Here is a 12387-nt window from a genome sequence, read left to right on the forward strand (position 1 = left end):
CGCCCGGACGTTTAAACACCCAAAAGAACGTTAACCTTTACCCTGTATAACTCATGCGCTGATCGCAGGCTGCGCGGTACCGCGCAGCCGAATGCTATCGCGTTCAGTCAACGCCACCCTCCCCCCACCACTTTGTACAAGGTCACTCGGTTACTCTGCTCCGCCAGACGCAGGGTGATCAGGTCTTGCTGCGCGCTGTACAACGAACGCTGGGCATCGAGCGCTTCCAGATAGCTTTGCGAGCCGGCGCGGTAGAGCGCGTCGGACAGGTCAAAGCTCTTCTGACTAGCATCGGTCAGCGCTTGCTGGGCTGCCAGGCGTTGGTCGAGAGTGCTGCGCACGGCCAGGGCGTCGGCGACTTCCTTGAAAGCGGTTTGCAGGGTTTGCTGGTAGGTCTGCACCTGGATTTCTTTCTCGACTTTGGCCGCGTCGAGGGTCGCGCGATTACTGCCAGCATCGAAGATCGGCACGCTGATGCTCGGCGCAAACGTCCACGCACCGCTGCCGGCCTTGAACAGGTTGGACAGAGAAGAACTGGCCGAGCCGGCGTTCGCGGTCAGGCTGATGCTAGGAAAAAATGCGGCACGGGCCGCGCCGATATCGATATTGGCGGACTTGAGGCTGTGTTCCGCCGCCAACACGTCCGGGCGCCGTTGCAGCAGGCTCGACGGCAATTCGGCGGGGACTTGCACCAGTGCCGCCGCCGTTTGCAGGCGCGACCCCGGCAGCAACGCGTCGGGGATGTCACTGCCCACCAGCAGGCGCAAGGCATTGCGGTCCTGGAGAATCTGGCTCTGGTACCCCGCCACATCGACACGGGCAGACTCCACAGTGGTTTGCGCCTGGGCCACCGCGAGTGCGGTGGAGCCGCCCAATGCAAAACTGCTCTGGGTCAGTTCATAGGTGGCTTGCTGGCTGGTCAGGGTTTCCTCGGCCAGTTGCAGGCGTTCGTTGTCGGCAGCCAGGGTCAGCCAGGCGGTTGCGACTTCGGCGACCAGGCTGATTTGCGTACTGCGCCGGGTCTCGGTCAGCGCCAGGTAGTCTTCCAGCGCCTCGTCCTGCAGGTTCTGCACGCGTCCGAACACGTCCACTTCGTAGCTGCTGAGCCCCAATTGCGCACTGTAGTCGTGCGTGGTGGTCGTGGTGCCGCTGGTGGACGTACGGCTATGGGTGCCGCTGATACCGGCGTCAATCGTTGGAAACGCCGCCGCGCGCTGGATGCGGTATTGGGCCTGGGCCTTTTCGATATTCAGGCTGGCCAGGCGCAGGTCGCGGTTATTCGCCAGGGCCAAGGTTTGCAACTGAGCCAGGCGCTTGTCGGTAAAGAACTGCGCCCACTGAATATCCGTCGATACCTCACCCTTGACCCGCGGCTGCCAGGCGCCCGGCACCGGCGCTTCGGGCTGTTGGTACTTCGGCGCCAGGTTGATGCAGCCACTCAGGGCCAGCGCAGCCAGGATCGGCCAGTGAAACTTCATCATGCGTCACCTTTCTGGACGGTTTGGTCCGCTGTATCGACGCGGCCGAAACGGCGGCGGATCAGCACGAAAAACAGCGGTACAAAGAAGATCCCCAGCACCGTGGCGCTGAACATACCACCCAGCACGCCAGTGCCGATGGCTTGGCGCCCGGCGGAACCTGCGCCGCTGCTCAGGGCCAGGGGCAATACGCCGAACATAAACGCCAGGGAGGTCATCAGGATCGGCCGCAGGCGCTGGCGCACCGCGATCAGCGTGGCCTCGCGCAGGCTATTGCCCTGCTCCTGAAGGTGCTTGGCGAACTCGACGATCAGGATCGCGTTCTTTGCCGCCAGCCCCACGGTGGTCAACAGGCCAACCTGGAAGTACACGTCGTTGCTCAGCCCGGTCAAACGTGTGGCCCACACCGCGCCGACAATGCCCAGCGGCACCACCAAAATCACCGAGAACGGCACCGACCAGCTCTCATACAGCGCAGCCAGGCACAGGAACACAAACAATACCGAGACCGCGTACAGCAAGGGCGCCTGGGAGCCGGACAGGCGCAATTGATAGGATTGCCCGGTCCACTCATAACCAATGCCTTCGGGCAGTTGCTTGACGATGGCTTCCACCGCGTCCATGGCGGCACCGGAACTCACCCCCGGCGCCGCATCGCCGACCACTTCCAGAGACGACGTGCCGTTGTAGCGCTCCAGCAACGGAGAACCATAACTCCAGGTGCTGGTGGCAAACGACGAAAACGGCACCATCTCATCCTTGCTGTTGCGCACAAACCAGTGCTTGAGGTCAGCGGCCTGCATGCGGGAGGAGGCCTCGCCCTGCACATAGACTTTCTTCACCCGCCCCTGGTTGAGGAAGTCGTTGACGTAGCTGCCGCCCAGCGCGGTGGACAAGGTGGTGTTGATGTCGCTGGTACTCAGGCTCAAGGCGCCGGCCTTACGGTCATCAATGCTGATTTTGAGCTGTGGCGCGTCGTCCAGGCCATTGCTGCGCACGCCCAACAGACGCGAATCCTGCCTGGCCAACGCGAGAAACTGCTCGCGGGCCGCCACCAGCGCATCATGCCCCAGGCCGGCAAGGTCCTTGAGCTGCAGGTCGAACCCCGAGCTCTGGCCCAGGCCGCGCACCGCCGGCGGTTGCATGACGAACACACTGGCATCGCCGATACTGCCCAGTGCCAACGTCGCACGCTCGGCAATCGACGCGGCATCCTGGCCGCTGCCGGTGCGCTCGCTCCAATCTTTCAAGCGGATAAACGCCCTTGCAGTGTTCTGGCTGTTACCGCCCATGCCCAGGCCGCTGATGCTGATCATTGCCTCGATTTCCGGCTGTTCGAGCATGTAGCTTTTGAACTGCTTGAGCACCGCCTGGGTGCGGCTGTCGGTCGCGCCCACCGGTAACTGGATTTGCGCCATGAGGATGCCCTGGTCTTCATCCGGCAAAAACGACGAGGGCAAGCTGACATATCCCACCGCCATTGCCACGGCGACCAAGGCATACACCAGCAGGCTGCGCCCGGAATATTGCAGCACGCCGCCGACCGAGCGCTCATAAGCGTTGGAGCCGCGTTCGAACGATCGGTTGAACCAGCCGAAGAAACCGCGCTGGGCACAGTGGCCTTGCCCGTCGGAACGCTTGAGCAAGGAGGCGCACAACGCCGGCGTCAGGGTCATTGCCACCACCACCGAGAGCACCATGGCCGAGACGATGGTCACAGAAAACTGCCGGTAGATAATCCCGGTGGAGCCGCCAAAAAACGCCATGGGGATAAACACCGCGCTCAGCACCAGGGTGATGCCGATCAATGCGCTGATGATTTCATCCATCGACTGGCGCGTGGCATCACGCGCTGAAAACCCTTGCTCGGCCATCACCCGTTCGACGTTCTCCACCACCACAATCGCGTCATCCACCAACAAGCCGATCGCCAGCACCATGGCAAACATGGTCAGGGTGTTGATCGAGTAACCAAACAACGCCAGCACACCAAAGGTGCCGAGCAACACCACCGGCACCGTGATCGCCGGAATCAGGGTCGCGCGCAGGTTTTGCAGGAACAGGAACATGATCAGCACCACCAGCACGATGGCCTCGCCCAGGGACTTGACCACCTCTTCGATGGACAGGCTGACAAAGGGCGTGGTGTCGTAGGCGATCACGTTCTTCAGTTGCATTTCGGTGGGGTAAAACGGTTCGAGCTCATGGAGTTTGGCCTTGACCGCTTCCCCCACTTCCAGCGCGTTGGCGCCTGCCGCCAGTTGCACGCCCATGGCGGCGGCCGGCTTACCATTGAGGGCTGAGTTGACGTCATAGCTCTCGCTGCCCAGCTCGACCCTGGCCACGTCGCCCAACAGCACCACCGCGCCGTCACTCGAGGACTTGACGACCACATTGCGAAATTCCTCAGCGGTCTGCAGTTTGCTGCGCGCACTGATGGTGGCATTCAGTTGCTGGCCCTTCACGGCCGGCAATGCGCCCAGTTGGCCGGCAGATACTTCAGTGTTTTGCGCTTCCAGCGCGGTGCTGACGTCCGAAGGCATCAGCGCATACTTCTCAAGCAACGCCGGGTCGAGCCAGATGCGCATCGCGTAGCCTGAGCCCAACGTCTGCACATCACCCACACCGTCGATACGGCTGATGGAATCGAGCAAGGTACTGGAAATGTAGTCGCCAATCTGCGTCCCGGTAACGCTGGGGTTGTCCGACGCCAGGGCCGCAATCATCAGGAAGTCCGAACCGCCCTTGGTCACCGTCAGGCCTTCGCTCTGCACCGACTGCGGCAGCCGTGACTCGGCCTGTTGCAGCTTGTTCTGCACCTGCATCTGCGCCACGTCCGGGTCGGTGCCGGCGGCAAACGTAAGGCTGATACTGGCACTGCCCGCCGAGCTGCTGGAGGCGGACATATAGGTGAGGTTGTCCAGGCCTTTCATTTGTTGCTCGATGACCTGGGTCACCGAGTCCTCGACGGTCTTGGCTGACGCGCCGGTGTAAGTCGCGGAGATCCGCACCGTGGGCGGCGCGATATCCGGGTACTGCTCAAGCGGCAGTTGGTTGATGGACAACCCGCCGCCCAGCATGATCACGATCGCAATGACCCAGGCAAATATCGGGCGATCGATAAAGAAACGCGCCATGTTCAACCCTCCTGTGCCAGTGCGCCGGCAGCCGCGGCCTGGGTTTGCACCCCTTCACCGACGCGTACTTTCTGGCCACCTTCGACGATGACCTGATCGCCGGCTTGCAGGCCGGCGGTGACCCACCACTGGTTGCCGACGGCGCGGTCGACAGTCAGTACGCGTTGTTCAACCTTGCCGTCGACCACCAACAGCACCGACGTCACCCCGCTGGCGCTGCGGCTCACGGCTTGTTGCGGGATCAGGATCGCTTTGTCATCACGGGCCTGTTCCAGCACGCCACGCACGTACATGCCCGGCAGTAGCAGGTGCTCGCGGTTGGCAAACACTGCGCGCAGCGTCACGGTGCCGGTGCTCTGGTTGACGCTGACGCCGCTGAATTTCAGACGGCCTTCATGGCTGTAGATGCTGCCGTCGTCCAGCTTCAGGCTGATGCGCGCTTCGCCGTCGCTGTTGGCCTGCAACACGCCGCTGGCAAGGTCGCGCTTGAGGCCGAGCAATTCGGTAGTCGATTGCGTCACGTCGACGTAGATAGGATCGAGTTGCTGCACAGTGGTGAGTGCGGTGTCCTGGTTGGCCACCACCAGCGCGCCGGGGGTGACGGTGGAGGTTTCGATGCGCCCGGCCAGCGGCGAACTTATGCGGGTGTAGGCCAGGTTGATGCGTGCGGTCTCGACCTCGGCCTCTTCGACCTTGACGTCAGCGGCGGCGGTCAGCAGCGTGGCCTGTGAATCCTCATCTGTTTGCTGGCTGATGGCGTTGATCTTTACCAGTCGTGCGTTACGCGAGGCCGTGGTTTGCGCCGATTTCAAGGTGGCACGGGCCTTGGTCAAGCTCGCCTGGGCCTGGGCCAGTGCAGCTTTGTAGGGCGCCGCGTCCAGCTGATACAGGGCTTGCCCGGCCTTGACCTCGGCGCCTTCGACAAACAGGCGCTGCTGTACGATACCGCCGACCTGCGGGCGAATCTCGGCGACCATGAATGCCTGGGTGCGCCCCGCCAACTCAGTGGTCAGTACCTGGCTTTGGGGCTGCACGGTGAGCACCGTGACCTTGGGTGTCGCGACCGCAGGTGCGGGGTCGCCGCCTGAACAGCCACCGAGCAGGGCCAGGATGATCAGGGAAAGGAGAACCGCGGCGGTGACCAGGTATTTGGCGAAAATTTTGGTGGACATATCTGCCTCTGCAAGACGGGATGGCGCAAGCCTTACCCTCATGCTGCAAGGCAAATGTGCAGGAAAATTGAAGATTGCCCGCCTGGGTTGAATCTTCCGTCCATGGGGGCCTAAATGGACGGGTCCACTTTTTATGGCCTTTATTCATGAAATTGAGTCTCTCCACCAAGCTGTTTGTTGCCGTGCTGGCCGGGGTGTTACTGGTCATTCTCAGCATGGGCCTGGCCACCAGCTGGAGTTTCGGCCGAGGCTTCCTGGGCTACATCAATGAACAGGCGCTGGAACGCATGGCGCCGGTGCTGCCGCGCTTGTCGAGCGCTTATGCGCGGGAGGGCAGTTGGGACTTCCTGCGCAACCAGCCGGACCGCTGGTTCGAGATCATGCGGCCCGAGCCGGGGGAAGATCCGCTGAAAAATGACATGCGCACGCCAATGGCATCGGACCTGACGGGTGCGCTGTTTCGCATCGCCCTGCTCGACAAGGACATGCACCGCGTCACGGGCTACCCCGCCATCGGCAACGATGCGTTAGTACGCCCTATCGAAGTCGCCGGTAAAACCGTCGGCTGGCTGGCGGTGTCCCCGTTCCAAAGCGTGACCGAAGCAGGTGGCGAGCGCTTCCAGCAGTACCAGTTCCGCACCAGCCTGGTGATGGGGGTGTTCTCCTTGCTGATGGCGATGCTGATTGCCTGGTGGATCGCCCGCACGCTGCTCGATCCGGTCAAACGCGTGGCCGCCGCCACCCACCGATTGGCCAGCGGCGACTACGCCAGCCGCGTCGCTGTGGCGTCCAACGACGAGGTGGGCCAGTTGGCGCGCGACTTCAACCAACTGGCATACACCCTGGAACGCAACGAAAAAATGCGCCGCGAATTCATGGCCGATGTTTCCCATGAGCTGCGCACGCCGCTGTCGATACTGCGCGGCGAGTTGGAGGCGATCGAGGACGGCGTGCGCAGCCTGAACCCGGGTACGATGAAGTCACTGCTCGGCGAAGTCGGCCTGCTCAGCAAACTGGTGGATGACCTGTACGAGTTGTCCCTGGCGGATATCGGCGCCCTCACTTACCGAAAGAGCCCATGCGTGCTTAACCATTTACTGGAAAACAGTGTGGCGATGTACCAGGAGCGTTTCAACGCACGCCAACTGCACGTGGCGCTGGACCTGCCGCGCCAGCCCGTGGAGCTGCTGGCGGATGCCAACCGGCTGCAGCAATTGTTTTCCAACTTGCTGGAAAACGCTGTGCGCTACACCGACGCCAATGGCACGTTGCAGATCAACGTCGGCGTGGAGTGGGACGTTGTGCGTATCAACTTTCTCGACTCCGGGCCAGGCGTGTCCGCGAGCCAGTTACCGCGCGTGTTCGAGCGCTTTTACCGCGTCGAGCAATCGCGCAACCGCGAGAGCGGCGGCGCGGGCCTGGGCCTGGCGATCTGTCGCAGCATCGCCCTCGCCCACGATGGCAGCCTGGAGGCCGAGCATTCACCCCTGGGCGGCCTGTGGCTGGCGCTGTGCCTGCCGCGGAGCCTTTGAACCATGCGCGATGAAAAGCCGATCCTGATCGTCGAAGACGAACCCAAGCTTGCCGCGCTGATGCGCGATTACCTCACCGCTGCCGGCTACGCGACCCTGTGTGTGGACAATGGCCTGCAAGTGATACCGACGGTGCGTGCCCATGACCCCAGGCTGATCCTGCTCGACGTGATGCTGCCCGGCCGCGACGGCATGCAACTGTGCCAGGACCTGCGTGGTTTCAGCGCGGTGCCGATCATCATGATCACCGCCCGCGTGGAAGAAGTGGACCGTTTGCTTGGCCTGGACCTGGGTGCCGACGACTACATCTGCAAACCTTTCAGCCCGCGTGAAGTGGTGGCGCGGGTAAAAGCCATCCTGCGTCGCGGGCCGCAATTGCTGAATACCGCGCCGCCACGCCTGGTGATCGATGAAGCGCAATACCTGGCGACCCTCGATGGCATCGTACTGGACCTCACGCCACTGGAACTGCGCCTGCTCAACACCTTCGCCCGCTCCGCCGGCCGCGTGTATTCGCGCGACCAGTTGCTGGATCAAATCTACTCCGACCACCGCGTGGTCACCGACCGCACGGTGGACAGCCACATCCGCAACCTACGCCGCAAGCTGGAACAGGCGTGTCCAGGGGAAACGCCGATTGAGTCGTTGTATGGGGTGGGCTACAGGTTTCAGCTGGCCGAATAGGCCTCACCGCTCCCACCATTCAGAGAGGTGAGAGTCACTACATTGGGGTGCTGCTTACCACCCGCAACGCCAAGCCTTCATAAGCATCCAGGGTAATCGTGAATTCCCCTTGCGCCGTCAGATCTCCCTCAACCCGCTCATTGATGATATCCACCACCATCCCGGCAGCAATATCAGGCAAATGCAGGGTTTCGGTGATCGGCGTGGCGCCGAAGTTCAGCGCGGTGATTTGCGTGCCTTTACCGGCCGGCAATTCGTGAACCATCACCAGCAGCCCCGGGTTTTCGACTTCCGGCACCTGGATCTGGCGACTGGCAGCGATATCGTAGGCGCGGCGTACCGCGAGGATTTTCTGCAGTTGTGAAGCGAAGGACTCGGGGTCCTGCAGCTGGCTGTTCAAGCTGCCGTAAAGGCTTTTCGAACGCGGCATTTGGCCGGCAGACAGCTGCGCCTCCGGGTTCAAATCCACCAGGTCATACGCACCGCGATGAATCCAGCGCGTATCGCCATCGCGCATCAGATGCTCGACTTCTTCGGCCGCCAGCGGCAGCGCGCCGACCAGGTCCCAGCCGGACAAGGCAAACACCCCAGGCTGCATCGCGTTGTACATCACCAGCAGCAGATGGATCTGGCGGATCTGCTGGATGTCCGCCGGGGTAATCGCGTCGAGGTCACGAATCCCCAGCGCCGCCGTGATGATGCTGGCGGTGGTGCACGACACGCCATTGGTCACGAACTTGAGGTTGTACGGCGCATGCTCGCCGGCCAGGCGTTCGTACATCTGCTCGCGAATGTGCTCGCGCAGGATATTGCCGGGAAAGGTCTGGCCCTGGTAAAGGAAGGTGTCATGGGCATGCAAGGTCCAGAAATGCACCAGTTCCAGGGTCAGTTCATCGTGGTTCTGCAACGCGTGGATCAGCGATCCGGGGTCGATGCACTGGTGGTGCATCTCGCGCAGCATCAAGCGCAGAAACTCGGCGTCGCCCATCAACAGCGCATGCTGGTACGCCGGGCGGGTAATGAAGTCATAGGACAGGTCGGCACCGCCATGGGACATGGACGCGATGTCGTCCACGGTGAGGTTCAACTCTTGGAAGCTGAAACCGCCTGCCTTGCGGATCGCGCCGCCCAACAACTGGTTGCCGGTGATCGACAGCGGATGGCTCTCGGACCACGCCGTGCCATCCAGCTTGCGCTCTACACCGAGGAAGCCGTTGGCGTCCAGCCGCAGGATCTTTGCGCCCATCACGTCAATGGCATGCAGCGCATCGCCGATGATCATTTGCTGCGCGGCAAAGGTCGGGTCCAGCCAATTCAGCGAAGGCTGGCCTTCCTTGAAGTAATGCAGGTACACCCAGCGACGCGGCTTGCCATCCACGCCCAGCACGACATTGGTTGCACTCCAGTCGGTTTCCTTGACGCCGGGCTCGAAGAAAATCACCCGCTGCAACTGGCCGACGATGTAGTGTTTGTCACGCAACGCATCGACCTGCACTGGGCTGAGGTTCTGCGCATCGCGCCCCTCGACCACGTCGGGCAGCAACGTCCAGTCTTCTTCGCGGATTTCCACCATGTGGAAAAGGCCGGGATAGTCCTCGTACGCCATCTCGGCCAGGCGAAAGTCCGCGCCCTTGCCGGTGTGGGACGGGATCACATCGTCGATGATCACCGCATTGTGCGCCGCCGCCATGCGCGTCAACGCCTGTAACTGCGCTTCGGTGCCCAATTCAGGGTCGATTTCAAAGCTGATACGGTCGAAATTGCCATCAATGGTCGGCGTGTGCTCGGTACCGCTCAGGCCGCCAGACTTCTTCAGCGGGCCGTTGTGTATACCTTGAATGCCGATCTTCGACAGGGCGTGCCACAGTGCCTCATTCCCCAGCGCCTCCAGCACCGTGCCACCCTCGCGGGTCACAATCGAGGCCGGGTAGGCGGTGAACCACACCGACGACAAAGCCGTGGCATCACGGGGCCGGGTCTGTGCATAAGGCTGCTGCCACAACCGCCCCTGCCCCGAATAGAGCTTGGCGCGCTGGCGTGCCGCGTGCAGCATCGATTGTTCCACCAGCCAGTTCACATGGTTGTTTTCAGCCGCCGTCATAAGCCTGTTACCTGTCGTCGTGAAACATTACTCGTGAACATATGAGGGTTGTGTGGGCCATTCGTTGCATTGGGATTAGCCCCCTGCCCACTTGAGCGAATTCTCTGCGTAGCAGCTGTCGAGCCCCCGCGAGGCTGCGTCAGCGGTGTATCAGGCAGACCGCAAACGCTGCCTCGCAGGCAAGCCCCCACAGAAAAGCACCGTCTGGATACTTAGCAGGTTTCCCTGTACTGCTTCGGCGTAAACCCTGTCGAGGCCTTGAACTGCCGGGTGAACGCGCTGTGGTCGGTATACCCGCACTGCAACGCGACTTCGGTAATCGGCATGTCGGTATGCAGCAACCGATGGGAGTGCTCCAGTCGCACTTTCTGGATCATTTGCCGAGGTGTCAGGTGGAACACGCGTTTGCAGTAACGCTCCAACTGCGCGACTGAAATCCCGGCGATGCGTGTCAGTTCACCCAGCGTGACGCGGCGGTTGAAGTGCGCGCGGATATGCGCGTCCACGGCAGCCAGGCGTTGGTAGGCCGGGTGGCTTTCGCTGGCGGTTTGCAGGTCTACGGAGATACCCGCCAGGCCAATGATCTCGCCCGCGTGGTTGTACAAAGGCCACTTGTGGGTCAAACACCAGCCGGGTTCTCGGGTGCCGTACAGGTGCAATTCAAGCTGGTCCCCCAGCACCAAGCCCTGCTCCAGCACGCGCCGGTCCTGTTCGGTGTAACCCGGTCCCAACTGCGCGGGGAAGACTTCAGCGCTGGTCTTGCCCAGCAGGGGTTGCAGGTGTTTGAGGCCGCAGCGTTGCACCAGGGTGCGGTTGGCGAGGACGTAACGGGCGTGAGTGTCCTTGATGAAAATCGCCGCATTGGGGATCACATCCAGCATCGGCAATAGCTGCATCACACCGGCCAATAATTGCTCGATAGTGTGGGGGCGACTCGCCTCGCTCCCTTGGCAAAGGGTCACAAACGCGCTCTGCATCATGACTGTCGCCCCCCCCCCGCAAATTGCCTCGATGCGTAGCAGATTGCCCGATGCCCAGGGCGCTGTCGAGCGGTGCAAACTGTGCTGATTTCGTCACCGATGCGGGCAAAAAACATCAATCGTGCCGCCGTCCATGAGTTCACTGTAGGGCCACTGCATGCCTATCCAATAACTCACAAGAAGGCGACGCTATGTCAGGTCAAGGCAAGTTCAAAATTGTCGTGCTGTTCACCTTCTTCAAGCCAGCGAACTTCCAGGTCCAGGGTTTCGCGCCGTTTGGCCTGTCGGGCATCGAGATGGCGGTGTCGGCCGGCGCGGTCGCCCCTGTCACCGTCGCCGCGCTGACCCCGGCCACCCATTGATTGGAGCGTTTTATGAAGCGATTGCATGTGATCGACTCCCACACCGGCGGCGAACCGACGCGCCTAGTGATGAGCGGCTTCCCTGCGCTGAACGGCGACACCATCGCCGAACAACGGGGGCACCTGCGTACCGAGCACGATCAATGGCGCCGCGCCTGCCTGCTGGAGCCGCGCGGCAATGACGTACTGGTCGGTGCGCTGTACTGCGAGCCCGTCACCCCCGGCGCGGTGTGTGGGGTGATCTTCTTCAACAACGCCGGCTACCTCGGCATGTGCGGCCACGGCACCATCGGCCTGGTCGCCTCCCTGCATCACTTGGGTCGCATCCAGCCCGGCGTACATACCATCGACACACCGGTCGGCCCGGTTGCGGCAACGTTGCACAAGGACGGCAGCGTGACCCTGCGCAACGTGCCCGCCTACCGTTTTCGCCAACAGGTGGCGGTGGACGTGCCGGGCCATGGCGTGGTCTACGGCGATATCGCCTGGGGCGGCAACTGGTTTTTCCTGGTGACGCAGCACGGCCAGCTGTTGCAGATGGACAACGTCGACGCGCTGACCGATTACACCTGGGCAATGCTCAAGGCCCTTGAAGACCAGGGCATTCACGGTGAAGGCGGCGCGCTGATCGACCATATCGAACTGTTCGCCGACGATGACCTGGCCGACAGTCGCAACTTCGTGATGTGCCCCGGCAAGGCCTACGACCGCTCACCCTGCGGCACCGGTACCAGCGCCAAGCTGGCCTGCCTGGCCGCCGATGGAAAACTCGCGCCCGGTGAAACCTGGACTCAAGCCAGCATCACCGGCAGCCAATTCGACGCTCGCTACGAATGGGACGGCGAGCGCATCCGCCCCTTCATCACCGGCAGCGCCTACATGACCGCCGACAGCACCTTACTGATCGACGAGCGCGACCCTTTTGCCTGGGGCATATAAGC

General features: G+C 62.1%; 9 protein-coding genes. 4 read left to right on the top strand and 5 right to left on the bottom strand.

Going from position 1 to position 12387, the window contains the following annotated elements:
* Positions 1-107: 107 nt before the first annotated feature.
* The 3 genes from AACY30_RS14920 to AACY30_RS14930 are packed head-to-tail and all read right to left on the bottom strand — an operon-like array spanning position 108 to position 5787.
* Positions 108-1481 (bottom strand): efflux transporter outer membrane subunit, encoded by a 1374-nt coding sequence (locus AACY30_RS14920; protein WP_339540562.1) that lies wholly within the window; start codon positions 1479-1481, stop codon positions 108-110.
* The gene (locus AACY30_RS14925; RefSeq protein WP_339540563.1) at positions 1478-4615 is read right to left on the bottom strand and encodes an efflux RND transporter permease subunit; all 3138 of its coding nucleotides are present in this window, start codon (positions 4613-4615) and stop codon (positions 1478-1480) included. The genes AACY30_RS14920 and AACY30_RS14925 overlap by 4 nt, the downstream gene beginning before the upstream one ends.
* 2 nt (positions 4616-4617) lie before the next feature.
* Positions 4618-5787: an efflux RND transporter periplasmic adaptor subunit gene (locus tag AACY30_RS14930; protein WP_339540564.1), complete on the bottom strand. Its 1170-nt coding sequence runs from the start codon at positions 5785-5787 to the stop codon at positions 4618-4620.
* A 146-nt stretch (positions 5788-5933) separates the two neighbouring features.
* On the opposite strand from AACY30_RS14930, the gene AACY30_RS14935 reads away from it, so the two are divergent.
* Together AACY30_RS14935 and AACY30_RS14940 are read left to right on the top strand one after the other, a co-directional pair.
* On the top strand, positions 5934-7319 hold the full coding sequence (locus AACY30_RS14935) for an ATP-binding protein (RefSeq protein WP_339540565.1): 1386 nt from the start codon (positions 5934-5936) through the stop codon (positions 7317-7319).
* 3 nt (positions 7320-7322) lie between these two features.
* Positions 7323-8003: a response regulator gene (locus tag AACY30_RS14940; protein ID WP_339540566.1), complete on the top strand. Its 681-nt coding sequence runs from the start codon at positions 7323-7325 to the stop codon at positions 8001-8003.
* A gap of 37 nt (positions 8004-8040) precedes the next feature.
* On the opposite strand, the gene treS is transcribed toward AACY30_RS14940, so the two are convergent.
* Positions 8041-10104, bottom strand: coding sequence for a maltose alpha-D-glucosyltransferase (gene treS / locus AACY30_RS14945; RefSeq protein ID WP_339540567.1), 2064 nt, complete (start codon positions 10102-10104; stop codon positions 8041-8043).
* A 212-nt stretch (positions 10105-10316) separates the two neighbouring features.
* Positions 10317-11084, bottom strand: coding sequence for an AraC family transcriptional regulator (locus tag AACY30_RS14950; RefSeq protein WP_339540568.1), 768 nt, complete (start codon positions 11082-11084; stop codon positions 10317-10319).
* A 191-nt stretch (positions 11085-11275) separates the two neighbouring features.
* Here AACY30_RS14950 and AACY30_RS14955 point away from each other — a divergent pair, with 191 nt between their 5' ends.
* Together AACY30_RS14955 and AACY30_RS14960 are read left to right on the top strand one after the other, a co-directional pair.
* Positions 11276-11446 (top strand): hypothetical protein, encoded by a 171-nt coding sequence (locus tag AACY30_RS14955; protein WP_339472019.1) that lies wholly within the window; start codon positions 11276-11278, stop codon positions 11444-11446.
* 12 nt (positions 11447-11458) lie between these two features.
* The gene (locus AACY30_RS14960) at positions 11459-12385 is read left to right on the top strand and encodes a 4-hydroxyproline epimerase (protein WP_339472004.1); all 927 of its coding nucleotides are present in this window, start codon (positions 11459-11461) and stop codon (positions 12383-12385) included.
* Positions 12386-12387 lie beyond the last annotated feature (2 nt).

This window comes from Pseudomonas sp. RA_5y_Pfl1_P24 (assembly GCF_963970945.1).
GTDB classification, from domain to species: Bacteria; Pseudomonadota; Gammaproteobacteria; order Pseudomonadales; family Pseudomonadaceae; genus Aquipseudomonas; species Aquipseudomonas tritici.